General features: G+C 67.0%; 19 protein-coding genes. 9 read left to right on the top strand and 10 right to left on the bottom strand.

Features of this window, described 5'->3' with window-relative positions; all coding sequences use genetic code 11:
- Positions 1 to 6 precede the first annotated feature (6 nt).
- The gene (locus tag PSQ39_RS03395; protein WP_273925182.1) at positions 7 to 462 is read right to left on the bottom strand and encodes an Lrp/AsnC family transcriptional regulator; all 456 of its coding nucleotides are present in this window, start codon (positions 460 to 462) and stop codon (positions 7 to 9) included.
- A 308-nt stretch (positions 463 to 770) separates the two neighbouring features.
- Here PSQ39_RS03395 and PSQ39_RS03390 point away from each other — a divergent pair, with 308 nt between their 5' ends.
- On the top strand, positions 771 to 1,919 hold the full coding sequence (locus tag PSQ39_RS03390) for a LysR family transcriptional regulator (protein WP_337961921.1): 1,149 nt from the start codon (positions 771 to 773) through the stop codon (positions 1,917 to 1,919).
- A gap of 34 nt (positions 1,920 to 1,953) precedes the next feature.
- Here the strand turns inward: PSQ39_RS03390 and rsmI are convergent, their stop codons facing one another.
- On the bottom strand, positions 1,954 to 2,883 hold the full coding sequence (gene rsmI, locus PSQ39_RS03385; protein ID WP_273925181.1) for a 16S rRNA (cytidine(1402)-2'-O)-methyltransferase: 930 nt from the start codon (positions 2,881 to 2,883) through the stop codon (positions 1,954 to 1,956).
- Here rsmI and PSQ39_RS03380 point away from each other — a divergent pair.
- The 3 genes from PSQ39_RS03380 to PSQ39_RS03370 all read left to right on the top strand — a co-directional run bounded on the left by PSQ39_RS03380 (position 2,883) and on the right by PSQ39_RS03370 (position 4,620).
- Positions 2,883 to 3,305: a YraN family protein gene (locus PSQ39_RS03380; protein WP_273925180.1), complete on the top strand. Its 423-nt coding sequence runs from the start codon at positions 2,883 to 2,885 to the stop codon at positions 3,303 to 3,305. The two genes, rsmI and PSQ39_RS03380, sit on opposite strands and share 1 nt — an antisense overlap.
- A gap of 65 nt (positions 3,306 to 3,370) precedes the next feature.
- Positions 3,371 to 3,967, top strand: coding sequence for an SIS domain-containing protein (locus tag PSQ39_RS03375; RefSeq protein ID WP_273925179.1), 597 nt, complete (start codon positions 3,371 to 3,373; stop codon positions 3,965 to 3,967).
- The gene (locus tag PSQ39_RS03370; protein WP_273925178.1) at positions 3,964 to 4,620 is read left to right on the top strand and encodes a BON domain-containing protein; all 657 of its coding nucleotides are present in this window, start codon (positions 3,964 to 3,966) and stop codon (positions 4,618 to 4,620) included. The genes PSQ39_RS03375 and PSQ39_RS03370 overlap by 4 nt, the downstream gene beginning before the upstream one ends.
- Positions 4,621 to 4,720: 100 nt before the next feature.
- On the opposite strand, the gene PSQ39_RS03365 is transcribed toward PSQ39_RS03370, so the two are convergent.
- The 6 genes from PSQ39_RS03365 to PSQ39_RS03340 form a co-directional block, all read right to left on the bottom strand.
- The gene (locus tag PSQ39_RS03365; RefSeq protein ID WP_273925177.1) at positions 4,721 to 5,485 is read right to left on the bottom strand and encodes a class II glutamine amidotransferase; all 765 of its coding nucleotides are present in this window, start codon (positions 5,483 to 5,485) and stop codon (positions 4,721 to 4,723) included.
- A gap of 3 nt (positions 5,486 to 5,488) precedes the next feature.
- A complete protein-coding gene (locus PSQ39_RS03360) occupies positions 5,489 to 6,991 on the bottom strand; it encodes an MFS transporter (protein ID WP_273925176.1) in 1,503 nt (500 codons plus the stop codon).
- A 15-nt stretch (positions 6,992 to 7,006) separates the two neighbouring features.
- A complete protein-coding gene (locus tag PSQ39_RS03355; protein ID WP_273925175.1) occupies positions 7,007 to 7,198 on the bottom strand; it encodes a 4-oxalocrotonate tautomerase in 192 nt (63 codons plus the stop codon).
- Positions 7,199 to 7,295: 97 nt separating this feature from the next.
- Entirely contained in the window at positions 7,296 to 7,526 is a 231-nt protein-coding gene (locus PSQ39_RS03350) for a cysteine-rich CWC family protein (RefSeq protein WP_273925174.1), read from the bottom strand.
- Positions 7,527 to 7,649: 123 nt separating this feature from the next.
- A complete protein-coding gene (locus PSQ39_RS03345; RefSeq protein WP_273925173.1) occupies positions 7,650 to 9,833 on the bottom strand; it encodes a malate synthase G in 2,184 nt (727 codons plus the stop codon).
- Positions 9,834 to 9,905: 72 nt separating this feature from the next.
- On the bottom strand, positions 9,906 to 10,619 hold the full coding sequence (locus PSQ39_RS03340) for a haloacid dehalogenase type II (RefSeq protein ID WP_273925172.1): 714 nt from the start codon (positions 10,617 to 10,619) through the stop codon (positions 9,906 to 9,908).
- 257 nt (positions 10,620 to 10,876) lie between these two features.
- Between PSQ39_RS03340 and PSQ39_RS03335 the strand changes: the two genes are divergently transcribed.
- The 4 genes from PSQ39_RS03335 (at position 10,877) to PSQ39_RS03320 (ending at position 14,731) form a co-directional block, all read left to right on the top strand.
- Entirely contained in the window at positions 10,877 to 11,797 is a 921-nt protein-coding gene (locus PSQ39_RS03335) for a LysR family transcriptional regulator (RefSeq protein ID WP_273925171.1), read from the top strand.
- Between the two features lie 61 nt (positions 11,798 to 11,858).
- Positions 11,859 to 12,305: a DUF2214 family protein gene (locus tag PSQ39_RS03330; RefSeq protein WP_273925170.1), complete on the top strand. Its 447-nt coding sequence runs from the start codon at positions 11,859 to 11,861 to the stop codon at positions 12,303 to 12,305.
- Positions 12,306 to 12,312: 7 nt separating this feature from the next.
- The gene (locus tag PSQ39_RS03325) at positions 12,313 to 13,131 is read left to right on the top strand and encodes a ChbG/HpnK family deacetylase (RefSeq protein ID WP_273925169.1); all 819 of its coding nucleotides are present in this window, start codon (positions 12,313 to 12,315) and stop codon (positions 13,129 to 13,131) included.
- Positions 13,132 to 13,153: 22 nt separating this feature from the next.
- Complete coding sequence (locus PSQ39_RS03320) at positions 13,154 to 14,731, top strand: ArnT family glycosyltransferase (protein WP_273925168.1); 1,578 nt, start codon at positions 13,154 to 13,156, stop codon at positions 14,729 to 14,731.
- 43 nt (positions 14,732 to 14,774) lie between these two features.
- Here the strand turns inward: PSQ39_RS03320 and PSQ39_RS03315 are convergent, their stop codons facing one another.
- Positions 14,775 to 15,833 (bottom strand): glycosyltransferase family 2 protein, encoded by a 1,059-nt coding sequence (locus PSQ39_RS03315; RefSeq protein WP_273925167.1) that lies wholly within the window; start codon positions 15,831 to 15,833, stop codon positions 14,775 to 14,777.
- The gene (locus PSQ39_RS03310; protein WP_273925166.1) at positions 15,809 to 16,123 is read right to left on the bottom strand and encodes a PsiF family protein; all 315 of its coding nucleotides are present in this window, start codon (positions 16,121 to 16,123) and stop codon (positions 15,809 to 15,811) included. Before PSQ39_RS03310 ends, PSQ39_RS03315 begins: the two co-directional genes overlap by 25 nt.
- A gap of 162 nt (positions 16,124 to 16,285) precedes the next feature.
- Here PSQ39_RS03310 and argS point away from each other — a divergent pair, with 162 nt between their 5' ends.
- The gene (gene argS, locus PSQ39_RS03305; RefSeq protein ID WP_273925165.1) at positions 16,286 to 17,959 is read left to right on the top strand and encodes an arginine--tRNA ligase; all 1,674 of its coding nucleotides are present in this window, start codon (positions 16,286 to 16,288) and stop codon (positions 17,957 to 17,959) included.
- Position 17,960: the final 1 nt, after the last annotated feature.

Here is a 17,960-nt window from a genome sequence, read left to right as displayed (position 1 = left end):
GTTCGCTCAGCCGTCCAGCGGCAGGTCGGCTTTTTTGAGGGTGCGCAGCACGAAGCGAGACTGGCTGTGGCGGATGCCTTTGATCTTGTAGAGGCGCTCGCGCAGGAATCGCTCGTAGTCGCGCGTGTCGCGCACGGCCACGCGCAGCAGGTAGTCGTACTCGCCGGAGACCAGATGGGCTTCGATCACCTCGGGGATGGCGGCCAGCACCTCGCCAAATTTTTCCAGGGTGTTGTCCGAGTGGCTGTCCAGCGTGACCTGGACCAGCACCGTTTCGTTCAGGCCCAGGGCTTGTGGGTTCAGGCGCACGGTGTAGCCCTCGATCACGCCGCTGTCCTCCAGCTTGCGGATGCGGCCCCAGCAGGGCGAGGGGCTCAGCCCCACCGCCTGCCCAATGTCGTGCAGGCTGGTGCGCGAATCCGCTTGCAGCACCTGAAGGATTTTTCGGTCTATTTTGTCCATTCCGAGAATTAAACTGCAAATTTCCGTTTTAAAGAATTTTGTTCTGAATGAGCTGGATTCTGTCGAAAGAACAAAAGATTGTTCGGGGCCCGCGCTGGCAAACTTCTGGGCATGGAAGGCGGCTTACCGGCTGCCCAGGTTCAGAAGATCCCCCGCTGGTTACCCCCGGCGGGGGCACTTCCGGCCCCGTGCCCAGGGCGCACGATCACCAAGGTGCCTCGCAACAGTGGCGCAAAAGTTGCATGGATTGCAGGCAGATTCAGAAATAATAGCTGGATCGCGTTCTTGTCCCACTTTGGAGTCGCCCCATGGACCGCCTGCAGTCAATGAAGGTTTTTCAGGCCGTCGTCAGCGAAGGCGGCTTTGCCGCGGCGGCGCGCAAGATGGACCTGTCCCCCGCTGTGGTGACCCGCCTGGTGGAAGACCTGGAGCAGCACCTGGGCACCCGGCTGTTGCAGCGCACGACCCGCAAAAACGCTTTGACCGAAGCGGGCACCGCCTACCTGGCGCGGCTGCGCGTGATCTTGAGCGACATCGAAGAGGCTGAGGCCTCGATGCGCGCCCACACCCAGGAGGTGGCCGGCCTGCTGCGCATCCAGGCCCAGCCGGTGATGGCGGTGCACATCCTGGCGCCGCAGGTGGCGGAGTTCCGCCGGCTCTACCCCCGCGTGTCCTTGGACATCCACACCAGTTCGACCAGCGATTTGACGATCGAGGACTTTGACCTGACCCTGGTGGGGGCGGGCAGCGAGTTCGACGCCAATGTGATCGCGCGGCCCATCGTGTCCAGCGTGGGCATCGTCTGCGCCTCGCCGCGCTACCTGCGCGCCGCGGGCACTTTGCGGGAGCCCGAAGACCTGCGTCGCCACGCCTGTTTGCGCCTGCGCATGCCCTCGGTGCGTCCTGGGGTGTGGCGCTTGATGAACCCCGACGATGGGGACCGCGCGCTGGAGGTGCAGGTCGAGCCCGCCCTGGTGGTGGACCACACCGACACCGTTTTGCAAGCGGCCATCAGCGGCGCGGGTGTGTGCTCCCTGCCCATGGACTTGGCGGCCCCGTACCTGCGCAATGGGCAGTTGCGCCGCGTGCTGTCACCCTGGATCACCGCCCGCTTCACCTTGTACGCGGCCATGCCCAGCCGCAAGTTCGTGCCCGCGCGCACTCGGGCCTTCCTGGACTTCATCATTGAGCGCACGCGCTGGATGCTGGCCGAGGCCGAGCGCACCTGGCCGTCCCCGTCCCTGGCGCCCCAGTTGGTGGCGCCGGAAGGGGCCTGCCCACCCTGTCCGCCTTGCCCCTCGCAGGCGGCGGCTGACGTGGGTGACCCCCAGCCAGACGCCCTGCTGGCACCACCGGCCGCGCTGGCCCCTCAGCCGACCCCGGAGGCGGCCTCGGAAGCGCCGGCCAAGCGCCCGCGGGGCCGCCCTGCAGCGCGTCGACCGGCCCCCAAGGCTTGAGGGGGCGCCGCCTCTGCGGCTTGGGGTGACCTGATCAATCCTCTGTGTCCTGCCCGCGTTTGAGCGTCAGGGCCTGTTGATACAGCTCGTTTTTGGAGCCGCCGGTGATCTCCGCGCACAGGCGCACGGCGGTCTTGAGCGGCAATTCCGCCAGCAGCAGCTGCAGCACCCGCAGATCCTGCCCATCGTCGGCCGCGGCGACCTCGGGTGGATGGATCAGCACCGCGAACTCGCCGCGTGTGCGTTGGGCTTGGGCCGCCAGCCAGGCGGACAGGTCCTGGGCGGGCACGGTGGCCACTTCTTCAAACTGCTTGGTCAGCTCGCGCCCCAGGGTCACGCGGCGCGGGCCCAGCACGGCCAGGGCGCGGGCCAGGTCCTCGATGCGGTGCGGCGCCTCCAGCAGCACCACCGCGCGGGTCTCGCCAGCCAGCACTTGCACGGCGCTGTCGCGCTCGCCCGCTTTGGTGGGCAGGAAGCCGGCAAACACAAACCCCGAGGGCAGCCCCGCTTGGGGCGTCACGCCCGCCACCGACAGCAAGGTGGTGACGCTGCTGGCGCCGGGCAGGGGCACCACCCGCAGGCCGGCGGCCTGCACGGCGCGCACCAGGCGGGCGCCGGGGTCGCTGACGGCGGGCGTGCCCGCGTCGCTGGCGTAGGCGATGCGCTCACCGCGTTGCAGGCGCTCGATCACCTGGCTGGCGGCTTCGGCCTCGTTGTGCTGGTGCACGGCCATCAATTGGGCGCCGGGGCGGTCAATGCCGTAGGCGCGCAGCAGGCTTTGGGTGTGGCGGGTGTCTTCGCAGGCCACGGCATCCACCAGTTCAAGCACGTGAAGCGCCCGCAGAGTCATGTCGGCCAGGTTGCCGATGGGCGTGGCCACCACATACAGGGTGCCTTTCGGATAATGCTGCGGGGCCGCCGCGTCGCGGGCGGCCGACAGGGCGGAAGCAAAAGAAGCGCTCAATGGGAATCCTCGGAAAAAAACCGGCCAGTGGTACCGTCACCCCCCCTGCCGCCCGGCCCACCACCCGGGCCTTGGGCGCGGCGGCGGAGCAGCGGGCTTTGCAGCACCTGCAGGCGGCAGGCCTGCGCCTGCTGGAGCGCAATTATCGGACGCCTGGGCGCGGCGGTGGCGAGATCGACCTGATCATGCGTGCACCCGACGGCACCCTGGTGTTTGTCGAGGTGCGCCAGCGCCGCAGCAGCGCCCACGGTGGCGCGGCCGCCAGCGTGGGGGCGGTCAAGCGCTCGCGCCTGGTCTTTGCCGCCCGCCATTACCTGATGCGCCTGCGCACACCGCCGCCCTGCCGTTTTGACGTGGTGACGGTGGAGGGCGAGGCGCCAGGCACCGTCCAGTGGTTGAAAGCGGCCTTTGATGCGGGCTAAAACCCTTCATCCCGCGTGCGTTGCCGTCCGGAACCCACTCTGGTGCGGGGGTATCATCGGCGCCCATGCTCGAGCAACGCATCCAACAGCACTTCATTGACAGCGCCGACCTCAAATACCAGTCGGCGCAGACCTTAAGCAAACCCATCGCCGCCGCAGTGCAGGCCGTGATGGCTTGCGTCACCAGCGGCTGCAAGGTACTGGTCTGCGGCAATGGGGCTTCGAACGCCCTGGCCCAGCATTTGGCGGCAGGCTTTGTGGGCCAGTTCGAACGCGAGCGCCCCGAGTTGGCCGCGCTGGCTTTGAGCACCGACGGTGCAGGCCTGTCGGCGCAGGCTGAGACCGATGGCCGCCAATTGTTTGCGCGCCAGGTGCGCGCCCTGGGCCTGGCCGGTGACGTGCTGCTGGTGCTGTCGGCCGATGGCCAGTCGCCCAGCGTGCTGGCCGCGATCGAGGCAGCGCACGAGCGTGACATGACCGTGCTGGCCTTGACGGGCCGCGGTGGTGGCCTGGTCGGCCCTTTGTTGCGCGAAACCGACGTTCATATCTGCGTGCCACACGAGCGTGTCGCACGGGTCCAGGAGGTTCACCTCCTGGTGCTGCATTGCATCTGCGACGGCGTGGATGCGCAATTACTGGGTGAACAGGAGCTTCTCACATGAATTCATCTTTCAAACGGCTGACATGGGCGGCGTTGACGGCGGCGGCTTTGGCCAGCCAGCTCACGGGCTGCTTCCCGCTGGTCGCGGGTGGTGCGGTCATGACGGGTTTCGTGGCCACGGACCGGCGCACCTCGGGCGCCCAGGTCGAGGACGAGGGCATTGAGCTGCGCGCGGTCAACCGGGTGCACGAAGCCCTGGGCGACGGCGTGCACCTCAACGTCACAAGCTACAACCGCCAGGTGCTGCTGACCGGCGAGGCCACCACGGCCGAGGCCAAGCAAAAGGTCGAGCAGATCGTGTCGCGGGTCGAAAATGTGCGCGGCGTGCACAATGAGATGGTTGTCGGCCTGCCCAGCAGCCTGAGCGATCGGTCCAATGACGCGCTGATTTCGGGCAAAGTCAAGGCCAGTTTGGTCGATGCGCGCGATTTGATCTCAAATGCATTTAAAGTAGTGACTGAGCGTCGTGTGGTCTACTTGATGGGCCGCGTGACCCAGCGCGAAGCCAACCGCGCCACCGAAATCGCCCGGGGCGTGGACGGTGTGCAGAAGGTGGTCCGTGTGTTTGAAGTGATTTCCGAAGAAGAGCTGAAGCGCCAGTTGCCATCGCAGCCTGACAAGGCTGAGGCGGCACAGGTCAAGAACGGTAGCTGAGCCGTCGTTTCAAGATTGATATGCGCCCAACCGCCGCCCCGCAAGGGTCGGCGGTTTTTTTTCGCCTCGGCGCCTGCCCGGGGAGGGTGGCAACAGAGGCTCAGCCCACGCAGCGGCCGTCGACAAACACCTTCAATTCGCCAGGCTGGAAGGCGACCCAGGCCTCGTCCAGGGTCAGCGGCGCGGTGACCACGATGGCGGCCCGGTCGCCCGCGGCGGTGCAGGTGCTGAAATCCATGCTCAGGTCTTCATCGGCCAGGGTGGCCTGGCTGAAGGGGAAGCCGCGCTCCAGGTAGTGCAGGTGGGTGGAGGCGTGGGCCCAAAGGGCTTCGCCATTGGACAGCATGAAGTTGAACGTGCCATGGCGTGCGATGCGCGGCGCCAGCTCCTTCAGCGTGAGCGTCAGTTCGGCCACCGAAGGCACGTTGGCGTGGGACTTGGCCAGCTCCTGCATGATCCAGCAAAACGCCAGTTCACTGTCGGTGTTGCCCACCGGCTTGAAGTGGCCGTGCAGGCGCGGGTTGAAGTCTTTCAGGTCGCCGTTGTGGGCAAACACCCAGTAGCGGCCCCACAGTTCGCGCACGAAAGGGTGGCAGTTCTGCAGGTTGACGGCCCCCTGCGTGGCTTTGCGGATGTGGGCGATGACGTTGCGGCTTTTGATCGGGTAGCTGCGGATCAGCTGGGCCACCGCCGAGTGGGCGGCCGGCTCATGGTCGACAAAGTGGCGCAGGCCGCGGCCTTCAAAAAAGGCGATGCCCCAGCCGTCGCTGTGCTGGTCGGTCACGCCACCGCGTTGCGAAAAGCCCGAAAACGAAAAGGTGACGTCGGTTGGCACGTTGCAATTCATGCCCAGCAGTTGGCACATGGTTCAGGTCTCCGGCTTGGGGGCGGGGCGGGGAGCATCGCCCCCCTTGAGTTGCCAGGCGGCTGCCAGGGCCAGCAGGCACAGGCCCGCCAGCATGACAAAGGCTTCGTCAAAAGCGGCCAGGCGCGCCGGGCTGGTTTGCAGCTGGCTCAGCGAGTCGCCATGGGCGGCCAGGCGCCACTCGAGCACGATGCCACACAGGCTGACCCCAGCGGCGCCGCCGAGCATGCGCAAGAAGTTGATGGTGCTGGCGCCTTGCGGGATCAGCGCCTTGTCCAGCGGCCGCATGGCGCCCAGGTTGAGCGAGGGCAGGATGAAGCCCAGGCCGATGCGGCCCAGCACGGCCAGCAGCACCAGCACCCACAGGCCGGATTGCAGGTCGATCAGCAGCATCAGCGCAAAAGAGGCGGCCAGCAGGGCCAGGCCAATGCTGACCAGCAGGTAGGTTGGTTGTCGGTCGGCCAGGCGCCCGACGCCCGCGATGGTGACGGCCAGCACCAGGCCGGCGGGCAGCAAGATGGTGCCCACATGCGAGGCCGTGATGTGCAGGCCCAGTTGCATGAACACCGGCAGCAAGTAAGTGGAGCCGAACAGGGCGGTGCCGTAGATCACGGCCACCACGCTGCCCATGGCGAATTGGCGGTAGTTGAACAGCGACAGGTTCATCAGCGGCTCGCCGCCTTGGCGCAGCACGCGGCGCTCCCACCCAATGAAGGCAATCAAGGACAGCAAGGCGCCGCTCAACAGCAGGGCCGCCTGGGTGGGTGTGCCGCCGCGCAGGTCCACCAGGCCATTGAGCAGGCACAGCGTGCCGATGCTGCCCAGCAGCAGGCCGCGCCAGTCCAGCGCCGCGCCATGGCGGTTGGCCACCACGCCGCCTGGTGCGGTGCGTGGCACAAAGCGCTGCGCCATCCACAGCGAGGCCAGGCAAAAAGGCACCACCATGAAAAAGATGGAGCGCCACCCAAACAGGTCGACCAGGATGCCCCCGATGCTGGGGCCGATGGCGGGGGCCAGCACCACGCCCATGCCAAAGATGCCGCTCGCGCGGCCCTGCTCATGGGGCTCGAAGGCGCGCAAGATGATGATGGCGGGGATGGGCTGCACGATGCCGGCGGCCAGGCCTTCGGTCACGCGCGCGGCCAGCACCAGCGAGTACAGGTCGGCAAAACCGCCCACCACGCCCCCCAACAGCAACAGCGCCACGGCACCCGAGTAGGTGCGTCGGTAGCCGTAGCGGGCCAGCAGCCAGGGCGTGGTCAGCATCGACACGGTCATGGCGACCATGAAGCCGGAGCTGACCCACTGCGCGCGCTCCTGGCCCAGTGCGAAATGGTGGCTCATGTCGGGGATGGCCACGTTGACGATGGTCGAGGACATGATCGACGCCATCGTGCCGATCATCACCGACAGCAAGAGCAGCCAGCGGTACCGCTCCCCATAGCGCTCGCGCAGCTCGCGTGCGTGCTGCTCGTCGTTCTGGGGGGCGGGGCTGGGTGGGCTCATGGGCGGTGGTGTCAATCAGCTGCGCGGTTCAGACCAGAGCTGGCCGCCGGTGGCCCAGTTTTCGCGCTTGATGTCGGTGATGATGATGTCCACCGATTCGGGCGCGCCACCCAGGATCTCGACCGACACGCGGGTGATTTCCGCCACGAGCTTCTTCTTTTGCTCGATGGTGCGGCCTTCCATCATTTCGACGTGGTACGTAGGCATGTCACAACTCCAGTTCAGATGCAGGAAAAACAAGAATCATAGAAGGATTGGCAGGCCCCAGCCGACCTGCGGGCGCAGACCTGGTGCCGCGATGGCGTCAGGCGGGGGGTGTGGTGCCGCAAGGCACCGTGGTGGGAAGGTCAGCGCCGGCGCAGCGCGCACAAATGCAGCGCAGGCCCCGCTCGGCATCAGGCAGTTGGGCCAGCACCGACTCCGGGATGGCGGTGCGCATGCACCAGCAGGTCTCGGGCGCAGCGCCCAGGGCGATCGCGCAGCCATTGGCGCCGCCGCACAAGGGGCAGCGGGTGGTGTCGGTGGGAGCGCTCATCGGGCCAGATTTTGCCGCAAGCCCGCCGGGCCCAGGGGGCGGCCATGAAAAAAGGCACCCGCAGGTGCCTTGTTCTGGGGCCTCCAGTCACCGGCCGTGGCCGGGGGCTGTGGGCGCGGGGGCTCAGGCGCCGGCCTTCACCTTCAGGCGCCAGGCGTGCAGCAGGGGCTCGGTGTAGCCGCTGGGCTGCACCAGGCCCTTGAAGACCAGGTCCAGGGCCGCTTGCATGGCGGCGCCTTGCGGGTGGGCGACCAGGCTCTTGTACAGCGGGTCACCGGCGTTTTGCTGGTCCACCACCGCGGCCATGCGCTCGAAGGAGGCGCGCACCTGGGCTTCGCTGACCACACCGTGCAGGAGCCAGTTGGCGATGTGCTGGCTGCTGATGCGCAGCGTGGCACGGTCTTCCATCAGGCCCACGTTGTGGATGTCGGGCACCTTGGAGCAGCCCACGCCCTGGTCGACCCAACGCACCACGTAGCCCAGGATGCCTTGCACGTTGTTGTCGATTTCTTGTTGCTTCTCGGTCTCGCTCCAGTGGGCTTGTGCGGCCACGGGAATGGTCAGCAGCTTGTCCATCAGGGCTTCGGCGCTTTCTTGCGATTGCTCGATGCCGGCTTGCACTTCGGCCACATTGATTTGCTGGTAGTGCAGGGCGTGCAGGGTGGCGGCGGTGGGCGAGGGCACCCAGGCGGTGTTGGCGCCGGCCTTGGGGTGGCCGATCTTTTGCTCCAGCATGGCGGCCATCAGGTCCGGCATGGCCCACATGCCCTTGCCGATCTGGGCGCGGCCGCGCAGGCCGGCTTGCAGACCGATCAGCACGTTGCGGCGCTCGTAAGCAGCGATCCAGGCGCTGCCCTTGATGTCACCCTTGCGCATCATCGGGCCAGCGTGCATGGCGGTGTGCATTTCGTCGCCGGTGCGGTCCAGGAAGCCGGTGTTGATGAAGGCCACGCGGCTGGCAGCGGCGCCAATGCAGGCCTTGAGGTTGACGCTGGTGCGGCGTTCTTCGTCCATGATGCCCAGCTTGACGGTGCTGGCGGGCAGGCCCAGCAGGGTTTCGACGCGGCCGAACAGCTCGCTGGCGAAGGCCACTTCGGCCGGGCCGTGCATCTTGGGCTTGACGATGTAGACGCTGCCGGTGCGGCTGTTGCGGATGCCGTTGGCCCCGTGGCCTTGCAGGTCGTGCAGGGCGATGGCGGTGGTGATGACCGCGTCCATGATGCCTTCTGGGATTTCCAGGCCCTTGCCGTACAGGATGGCCGGGTTGGTCATCAGGTGGCCCACGTTGCGCAGGAACATCAGCGAGCGGCCATGCAGGCGCAGCTCACCGCCTTGGGGCGCGGTGTAGACGCGGTCCGGGTTCAGGCCACGGGTGAAGGTCTTGCCACCCTTGCTCACCTCTTCGGTCAGCGTGCCCTTGAGGATGCCCAGCCAGTTGCCATAGGCCAGCACCTTGTCGTCGGCGTCGACCACGGCCACCGAGTCTTCGAGGTCGAGGATGGTGGACAGCGCAGCTTCGAGCACCAGATCGCTGACGCCGGCCGCGTCGGACTGGCCGATCGGGGTGCTGCGGTTGATCTGCAGGTCCAGGTGGTTGCCGTTGTGCTTGAGCAGCACCGAGCTGGGCGCAGCGGCCTCACCTTGGTAGCCGACAAAGCGGGCCGGGTCTTGCAGGCCGGTTTCGCTGCCGTCGAGCAGCTTGACGCGCAGCTGGCCGTTGACCACGGCGTAGCCCGCCGCGTCCTTGTGCGAGCCTTGCGCCAGCGGGGCGGATTGGTCCAGCACCTGGCGGGCGAAGGCAATCACCTTGGCGCCACGCACCGGGTTGTAGCCCTTGCCTTTGTCGGCGCCATCGGTTTCAGGGATGGCGTCGGTGCCGTACAGGGCGTCGTACAGGCTGCCCCAGCGGGCGTTGGCGGCGTTCAGGGCGTAGCGGGCGTTCAGGATGGGCACCACCAGCTGCGGGCCCGCTTGCTGGGCCAGTTCGGCGTCCACGTTGACGGTGCTGGCGCTGACCTGTTCAGGCGCACTGACCAGGTAACCGATCTTTTCCAGGAAGGCGCGGTAGGCCGGCATGTCGGTGATGGGGCCGGGGTGGGCTTGGTGCCAGCCGTCGAGTTCGGTCTGCAGGCGGTCGCGTTCGGTCAGCAGGGCGATGTTCTTGGGCGCCAGGTCGCTGACGATCTGGTCAAAGCCTTGCCAGAAGGCAGCCTGCGCCACGCCGGTGCCGGGCAGCACTTGGTCGTTGACGAAGTTGTACAGCGAGGTGGCGACTTGCAGGCCGTGAACCTGGGTGCGTGCGGTCATGGTGAGGTCCTTGTGTGAAAGGTGGATCAGAAAAGCATCAAAGCAAAAATCGGGGGCGCTGGGATGGCGTTCTCAGCCCGCCGGGAAAAAATCAAGCACCTCGCGCAGGCTGCTGCCCGTGCGGCTGGGTGCGGGGCCAATCTGTTCGGGCGGCAGGCCTTGGCGGTTCACCCACAGCGTGGTGTAGCCAAACCAGGTGGCGCCCAGGGCGTCCCAGCCATTGCTGCTGACGAACAGGGTGTCGCGCGCGGCCACGCCGCTGTGTTGGGGGCCCAGCGCGTAGCAGTCGGGGTGGGGCTTGTAGCGGCGCACCGTGTCCACGCTGATCAGGTGGTCCAGCCAGGGCTCCAGGCCGGCGCTGCGCACGGCCACGGCCAGCATCTCGGGGTCGCCGTTGGACAGGATGCCGGTGCACACGCCGCGCTCTTTCAGGGTCTTGAGCACGTCGCGTGTCTCCGGAAAGGTGCTCAGCGCCCGGTATTGGTTCATGAACTGCTGTTCGCGCACCGGGGGCAGCGCCAGGCCCAGGCGGGCGGCGGCGTAGCGCAGGGCCGCCTGGGTCAGGCTCCAGAAGGCTTGGTAGTGCGCGCCCTGGTCGCTGGCGCTGGCCAGGTGGGTGTATTCAATTTGCTTGTCGCGCCACAGCCGGCTCAAGGCCAGGCCCTGGCCGGGGTAGAGCTGCTCGGCCAGCAGGGCCACGCTGTCCACGTCAAACAGCGTGCCATAGGCGTCGAACAACACCGCTTGGGGGGCGTTGTGGGCGGCAGGGGCTCGGCGTTTGTCCATGGCTCCACTTTATTTGATACTTGCCTGGTGATTAATCCATTGTCGTGTGATTTATCTGTGACAAAAACAGGGGTAATTCTTGGGTATGGCCCAGGCGTTTGGTGTGCCCTCGGCAGGCCATGCGGGCTGGGTGCAGGGTGGCTTGGTGCTGAAAACGGGCGCAGCAGGCACTTGAAGGGGTGAATCACTCCTTTTTTTGACCCTAATGAGGGTGAACTTGGCTTGAGCTTTTACTTTTTAAGACTTAATCTGCGCGCATGGACAAACTCAAGCAGATGGAGTCATTCGTCTCGGTGGCGACCCGCGGCAGCCTGACGGCCGCGGCCAACGCCGAAGGCGTGGCCCCGGCGATCATGGGCCGGCGCCTGGATGCGCTCGAAGAGCGCCTGGGCGTGAAACTGCTCATGCGCACCACGCGGCGCATCACGTTGACGCACGAGGGCAGCGCCTTCTTGGAGGACTGCCAGCGCCTGCTGGCCGATGTGGCCAATGCGGAGGCCAGCGTCAGCGCGGGGGGGGTCAAGGCCAGCGGCCATTTGCGCATCACCGCGCCGGCGGGCTTTGGTCGCCGCCATGTGGCCCCCTTGGTGCCTTTGTTCCGCGAGTTGCACCCCGAGGTGACGATTTCACTCAACCTCAGCGACCGCGTGGTGGACCTGGCCGGCGAGGGCTATGACTGCGCGGTGCGGGTGGGCGACCTGCCGGATTCTTCCTTGGTCAGCGTGCGCCTGGCCGACAACCGCCGCCTGTGCGTGGCCACCCCGTCCTACCTGCAAAGCCACGGCGTGCCGCGCCACCCCTCGGAGCTGTCGCGCTTTGACTGCCTGACCTTGTCCAGTGACGCCTCGCAGACCCGGGGCTGGGCCTTTCGCCTGCCCAAGGATGACGGCCATGAGCTGATCCACCTGAAACCTGGCGGTCCGCTGGACTGCTCGGATGGGCAAGTGCTGCACGGCTGGTGCCTGGCCGGCTTTGGCATCGCCTGGCGCAGCACCTGGGAGGTGGAGGCCGAAATTGCCGAGGGCCGGCTCAGCACCGTGCTCGACGAATTTGCCGCGCCGCCGAACGGCATCTACGCGGTCTTCCCCCAGCGCAAGCACCTGCCGCTGCGGGTGCGCCTGTGGATTGATTTCCTCAAGCACAATTACGGCCAGCCCGGTTTCTGGAAGGCCTCCTGAGCGCCTCCCTGGTCCCCTTGGACCAGCCTCGATCTTGCCGCCGGGCGCGAAAGACCGTCCGATGACCCTCGAAGCCCTGTTGGCCAGCCTGCACCTGCTGGCCATGTTGACCCTGGTGGTGTTCCTCGCCAGCCAGGCTGCGCTGTGCCGCCCCGAGTGGCTGAACGCGGCGGTGCTCGAGCGCCTGCCCCGCCTGCACCTGATCTATGGCCTGGCGGCCTTGCTGATGTTGTTGACGGGCGCGGCCCGGGTGTTCCTGGGCATCAAGGGCCTGGCCTGGTACGGCACCCAGCCCTTGCTGCACCTGAAGATCACCTTGTTTGTGCTGATGAGCCTGATGGCCTTGCCCACCGGGCGGGCGTTTCGCCGCTGGCGTGACACCTGCCGGGCCACCGGCGCCCTGCCCGACGCGGCCGAGCAGCGTCGCGTGCGCCGTTGGGTGATGGTGCAGGCCCACCTGTTCCCGGTGATCCCCGTGATCGCCGTGTTCTGGGCCCGAGGCTGGTGAGCCGCGCATGAGCAAGTCCCTGGTGTTGTGCGCGGACGACTACGCGCTGCATGAAGGCGTGTCGCAAGGCATCCTGTCCCTGATCGAGGCCGGGCGTTTGAGCGCCACCAGCGCCATGACCTTGTCGCCGCGCTGGGCGGAGGACGCGCGCGCCCTGGCGCCTTGGCGCGGCCGGGTGGACGTGGGCCTGCACCTGGACTGGACCAGCCACTTCGCCGTGGCTGCCGGCCACGGCGCTGGCTTGGGGGCGGTGATGCGCCGCGCGCTCTGGCCAGGCCATGCCGTGGCGGCGGCGCGCACCTGCATCGAACGGCAGCTGCAGGCCTTTGAAGACCACTGGGGTGCCGCGCCCGACCACGTGGACGGGCACCAGCACGTGCAGCAGTTTGCCGGTCTGCGCCAGGCCCTGGTGGCCGTGCTGGCCGAGCGCTACCCCGCGGGCCAGCGCCCCTACCTGCGCGTTTCACGCCCGGTGCCGGGGCAGGGCGGGCTCAAGGGGCGCATCATCTCGGCCATGGGGGCGCAGCGCTTGCAGCAGCAGGCGCAAGCGCAGGGCATGGCCTGTTCGCCCTGGTTGTCGGGCATCGATGACTTCCAGGGCGATGTGGCCACCTATGCCGGCCGCATGGCCACCTGGCTGGCGCAGGCGCCTGAGGGCACGCTCTTGATGTGCCACCCCGCCTCCCGCCCCGCGCCTGACGACGAGATCGCCGCCGCCCGCGTGCGTGAATGGACTTACCTCAGCAGCCCGGCTTTTGCCGAGGCGCTGCACCAGGCCGATGTGCGCCTGGTCACCGGGCGGGTGTTGTACGCCCGCCCGCAATGAACCCCCTTGCAAGGTCGACGCTGTGACTGAAAGACAAAAATCCTGGGCCTCGCTGGGGGCTGTTTGGGTGCTGCTGCTGGTGCTGGCCGCACTGCGCCCCATGGCCGTGCCCGACGAAGGCCGTTACGGCGAAATTGGCCGCTGGATGCTGCAAAGCGGCGACTGGCTGGTGCCGCGCCTCAATGGCATCCCTTTCTTCCACAAGCCCCCGCTGCTGCATTGGGTCAACGCCAGCCTGATGGCGGCGCTGGGCGCCCAAGTGTGGGTGGCTCGGCTGGGGCCGGCCTTGCACGCTGGGCTGATGTTGCTGGCGCTGTACTTGTCGGTGCGCCGCATGGACTTTGGGGCCGGCGAGCGCGCTGAGAGTTTGGCGCGCCGCGCTGCCCTGATGCTGGGCAGCAGCCTAGCGTTTTTGATTGGCGGTCAGTACATCAACCACGACATGCTGGTGGCGGGCTGGATCGGCGTGGCCATCTGGGCCTTTGCCGCGGCCTTCGTGGGCTCGGACTCGGGCGGCCGTGCGGACCGGGGCCCCTGGGTGCCACGCCCCGGCCTGGCTTTGCTGGGCTTTGCCGCCTGTGGCCTGGGTGTGCTGAGCAAGGGCTTGATTGGCCTGGTGCTGCCGGGCCTGGTCTTGTTCGTCTGGCTGTTGTGGACGCGCCAGTTCCGCAAGGTGCTGTACCTGCCCTGGCTGCGCGGACTGCTGTTGTTTGCCCTGATTGCCGTGCCCTGGTTTATGCTGGCCGAGCGCCGCGCGCCTGGTTTGCTGGCCTACCTGTTTGGTGATCAGCAGTTCAACCGCTACACCGCGACCACGTTCAACAACGGTCGCCCCTGGTGGTTTTACGTGGCGGGCTTGTTCCTGCTGCTCTTTCCCTGGGCCTTTTTCGCGCTGCAACCGCTGGTGGCCCGCGGCTTCAAGCGCCCCCATGCCGAGCCACCGCTGACCCCGGCGGCGCGGGTCTGGGTGGCGCTGGCCTGGATCTGGTTGGTGGCCATCATTGGCTTTTTCTCGGTGCCGCATTCCAAGCTGATTGGCTATGCCTTGCCGGTCATGCCCGCCCTGGCCTTTTTGGCCGCGCTGGGCTTTGAGCAAGGCCTGGGCCGCTGGCGCCATGCCGAGCGCTTGTTCAAGGCCTTGCTGGTGTTGGCCGTGGGCGTGGCCCTGGCCGTCAACCTGGCGGCCACGCGCTACACCGAGCGCCGGGGCACGGCCGACATCGCCGCCGTGCTGGCTTGCCAAATGGGCCCGCAGGACACGGTGCTGGCCGCTGGAGACTTCCCCTACGACCTGCCTTTCCTGGTCCGATTGCCGCAGGCCATGGTGGTGGTGCAGGACTGGGACCATGAGCGCCAATCGGCCAAGGACAACTGGCGTCGTGAGTTGTTTGAAGGTGCCAATTTCGATGCCCAGGCCGGCCAGCGTTTGCAGGGCTTGGACGCGCTGACCCAGGCCGCGGGCCAAGCCGGTCAGTGGTTGGTGGCCCCCAATGACCAGGCCGTGAGCGGTTTTGAGCGGGTGCTGCGCGGCCAGTCCTGGACGCTGTACCGCAGCCCCAGCACCCAGGCGGGGGCGGGGCTGGCCAGTTGCCGGCGTTGAAGGGGACCCAAGGGGGCAGCCGCCCCGCGGTGGCCGGGGGGCCTCAGGCCTCCGGGCCCGCCGGCGGCAGGCCTTGGCCGTGGCGACCCTTGAGCAAGTAGGTGGGGCGGCGCTTGACCTCTTCATAGATGCGGCCGATGTACTCGGCCAGCACCCCAATGGACAGGATCTGGATCCCACTGAGCAGCATCATGCCGGCCGCCAGCGTGGCGTAGCCGGGCACATCGATGCCGTAAACAAAGTACGAAATGACCACCCACAGGCCATAGCTCAGCGACGCCAGCGAGATCAGCAGGCCCAGCAGGGCCAGCGTGCGCAAGGGCACGGAGGAAAAAGCCACCAGGCCGGTCAGGGCCAGAGAGGCGGCGCCGCGCAGGCCAAAGCTGCTCTGGCCGTCCGTGCGGGGCAGGGGTTCGTATTCCAGGGCGGTGCTGTTGAAACCCACCCAGGCGTACAAGCCCTTCATGAAGCGGTTGCGCTCGGGCAGGCTCTTGATGGCGGCCACCACGGCCCGGTCCATCAGGCGGAAGTCGCCCGCATTGGGCGGAATCTTGACCCGGTTGTTGTGGTTGACCAGCCAGTAAAACACCCCGGCCAGCTTGGCGTGCAGGCGGGTCTGGTCGTCTCGCGTCTTGCGCACGGCATAGACCACGTCCATGCCCTGGCGCCAGCGGGCCAGCATCTGGCCGATCAACTCCACCGGGTGTTGGCCGTCAGAGTCCATCAGCACCACCACCTCGCCACGCGCCGCTTCCATGCCGGCGGTGAGCGCGGCCTCTTTGCCAAAGTTGCGTGACAGGTCGAGCAGCACGACTTCGGGGTGCTGACGCGTGAGCTCGATCGCGGCGGCGGCGGTCTGGTCGCGGCTGCCGTCGTTGATGATCACCACCTCAACCTGCGGGGAAAGGGTTTTGAGCGCGGCCAGCACCTGGGGCACAAAACGCCCCAGGTTGCCGGCTTCGTTGTACGCCGGCATGACGCAGGAAATGGAGGGGGTGGAATCGGTGCGGTCGGCCATGCGGAGATTATCGGCCAGCCGGGCCGACCGGTGGCGCGGGCCGGCCCGGCTGGGCAGGGTCACGCCTTGGGCTTGCGCAGGCATTCCTGCATGAAGGCTTTGCGTTCTGACCCCGGCTTGCCCGTCGCCTTGAACTGGGCGCTGCACTCGCCCATGCGGTTGCGTTGTTTTTGGGCGGGGGCGCTGGCGGGTGCGGTGCTGGCCTCGGCGGGTGCTTTGGCGTCTTTGGCGGCGGGGCTGTCTTTGGCCTGCCCCGTGCCGGGGTTCAGCAGCAAAACCAGCCCCAGGGCGCCCAGCGCCATCCAGGGGTTGAATGGGCTGCGGCGGCTGGGGGCCGGCGTCGCTGGCAGGGGGGGTGTGAAGACGGGGTGCATGGGAAGCCTCCTTGGATACTGCGCTGCAGCGGCGCCGACCCCCGCCTGCCGAGGGCCTGTCACACCGCTGCTGAGCCGCATTCGACGACGGAATGGACGGCTTGGGGTGGCCATGTGACCAGGGTTCGCCGCCGTTCGGGCACCGGCCCGTAAAATCGCGCCATGCTCTCTGTCAAACACGATTTGCTCGCCGCGCTGGCCGCCGAGCTCGAAAAACTCTCCCCCGGTGCCGCAGCCAAGGCTGTGTTCGAGTCGCCCAAGGTGGCGGCCCACGGCGATTTCGCCTGCACGGCGGCCATGCAATTGGCCAAGCCGCTCAAACTCAACCCGCGCCAAGTGGCCGAAACCCTCAAGACCAGCCTGCTGGCCACGCCAGCCTGGAGCCAGTGGGTGGACGCGATCGAGATCGCCGGCCCTGGCTTTCTCAACGTGCGCCTGAAGCCTGCCGCCAAGCAAGAGGTGGTGCGTGAAGTGCTGCAAGCCGGTGAGAAGTTCGGCTGGCAGGCGCCCCGCCAGGAGCGCGTGCTGGTCGAGTTCGTCTCGGCCAACCCCACCGGCCCGTTGCACGTGGGCCACGGCCGCCAGGCCGCATTGGGTGACGCCATCTGCAACCTGTTCCAGACCCAGGGCTGGGACGTGTGGCGCGAGTTCTACTACAACGATGCCGGCGTGCAAATCCAGACCCTGGCCAACAGCACCCAGTGCCGCGCCAAGGGCCTCAAGCCCGGTGACGCCGGCTGGCCTGAGTCGGCCTACAACGGCGACTACATCGGCGACATCGCCACCGACTTCTTGGCCGGCAAGACCGTCAAGTCCGATGACCGCGAGTTCACCGGCAGCGGCGACGCGGACGACCTGGACGGCATCCGTCAGTTTGCCGTGGCTTACCTGCGCCACGAACAGGATTTGGACCTGAAGGCCTTCCAGGTCAAATTTGACAACTACTACCTGGAGTCCAGCCTCTACACCAGCGGCCGGGTGGAAGCCACGGTCAACAAGCTGATCGAGGCCGGCAAGACTTACGAGCAAGACAGCGCGCTGTGGCTCAAGTCCACCGACTACGGCGACGACAAAGACCGCGTGATGCGCAAGACCGACGGCACGTTCACCTACTTCGTGCCCGACGTGGCCTACCACATCACCAAGTTCGAGCGCGGCTTTGGCAAGGTGGTCAACATCCAGGGCACCGACCACCACGGCACCATCGCGCGGGTGCGCGCGGGCCTGCAGGCGGCGGGTGTGGGCATTCCTGAGGGCTACCCGGACTACGTGCTGCACACCATGGTGCGCGTCATGCGCGGCGGCGAAGAGGTCAAGATCTCCAAGCGCGCCGGCAGCTACGTCACCCTGCGCGACCTGATCGAGTGGACCAGCAAGGACGCGGTGCGCTTCTTCCTGCTGTCGCGCAAGCCCGACACCGAGTACATCTTCGACATCGACTTGGCCCTGGCCCAGAACAACGACAACCCGGTGTACTACGTGCAGTACGCGCACGCCCGCATCTGCTCGGTGCTCAACGCCTGGGGCGGTGATGTCGCCTCGCTGGCCCAGGTGGACCTGTCGCCGCTCGAAGGGCCGCAAGCCCAGGCCTTGATGCTGCAACTGGCCAAGTACCCTGAGATGCTGACTGCCGCTGCCTTGGATTTTGCCCCGCACGATGTGACTTTTTACCTGCGCGAGCTCGCTTCCAGCTACCACAGCTACTACGATGCCGAACGCATCCTGGTGGACGACGAACAGGTCAAGCTGGCGCGGCTGGCCCTGGTCGCCGCCACCGCCCGGGTGCTGCACAATGGCTTGGCAGTGCTGGGGGTTTCGGCACCGCAAAAAATGTGAA

Origin of the sequence: Curvibacter microcysteis, from assembly GCF_028649455.1 — a bacterium.
Lineage (GTDB): Bacteria > Pseudomonadota > Gammaproteobacteria > Burkholderiales > Burkholderiaceae_C > Curvibacter > Curvibacter microcysteis.
This window is presented reverse-complemented; position numbering and strand designations above follow the sequence as displayed.

Coding starts and splice junctions, on each gene's coding strand:
- PSQ39_RS03395 (WP_273925182.1), bottom strand. CDS start 462: ATGGACAAAATAGACCGAAAAATCCTTCAGGTGCTGCAAGCGGATTCG.
- PSQ39_RS03390 (WP_337961921.1), top strand. CDS start 771: ATGGACCGCCTGCAGTCAATGAAGGTTTTTCAGGCCGTCGTCAGCGAA.
- PSQ39_RS03380 (WP_273925180.1), top strand. CDS start 2,883: ATGGGAATCCTCGGAAAAAAACCGGCCAGTGGTACCGTCACCCCCCCT.
- PSQ39_RS03375 (WP_273925179.1), top strand. CDS start 3,371: ATGCTCGAGCAACGCATCCAACAGCACTTCATTGACAGCGCCGACCTC.
- PSQ39_RS03370 (WP_273925178.1), top strand. CDS start 3,964: ATGAATTCATCTTTCAAACGGCTGACATGGGCGGCGTTGACGGCGGCG.
- PSQ39_RS03365 (WP_273925177.1), bottom strand. CDS start 5,485: ATGTGCCAACTGCTGGGCATGAATTGCAACGTGCCAACCGACGTCACC.
- PSQ39_RS03360 (WP_273925176.1), bottom strand. CDS start 6,991: ATGAGCCCACCCAGCCCCGCCCCCCAGAACGACGAGCAGCACGCACGC.
- PSQ39_RS03355 (WP_273925175.1), bottom strand. CDS start 7,198: ATGCCTACGTACCACGTCGAAATGATGGAAGGCCGCACCATCGAGCAA.
- PSQ39_RS03350 (WP_273925174.1), bottom strand. CDS start 7,526: ATGAGCGCTCCCACCGACACCACCCGCTGCCCCTTGTGCGGCGGCGCC.
- PSQ39_RS03345 (WP_273925173.1), bottom strand. CDS start 9,833: ATGACCGCACGCACCCAGGTTCACGGCCTGCAAGTCGCCACCTCGCTG.
- PSQ39_RS03340 (WP_273925172.1), bottom strand. CDS start 10,619: ATGGACAAACGCCGAGCCCCTGCCGCCCACAACGCCCCCCAAGCGGTG.
- PSQ39_RS03335 (WP_273925171.1), top strand. CDS start 10,877: ATGGACAAACTCAAGCAGATGGAGTCATTCGTCTCGGTGGCGACCCGC.
- PSQ39_RS03330 (WP_273925170.1), top strand. CDS start 11,859: ATGACCCTCGAAGCCCTGTTGGCCAGCCTGCACCTGCTGGCCATGTTG.
- PSQ39_RS03325 (WP_273925169.1), top strand. CDS start 12,313: ATGAGCAAGTCCCTGGTGTTGTGCGCGGACGACTACGCGCTGCATGAA.
- PSQ39_RS03315 (WP_273925167.1), bottom strand. CDS start 15,833: ATGCCTGCGCAAGCCCAAGGCGTGACCCTGCCCAGCCGGGCCGGCCCG.
- PSQ39_RS03310 (WP_273925166.1), bottom strand. CDS start 16,123: ATGCACCCCGTCTTCACACCCCCCCTGCCAGCGACGCCGGCCCCCAGC.
- argS (WP_273925165.1), top strand. CDS start 16,286: ATGCTCTCTGTCAAACACGATTTGCTCGCCGCGCTGGCCGCCGAGCTC.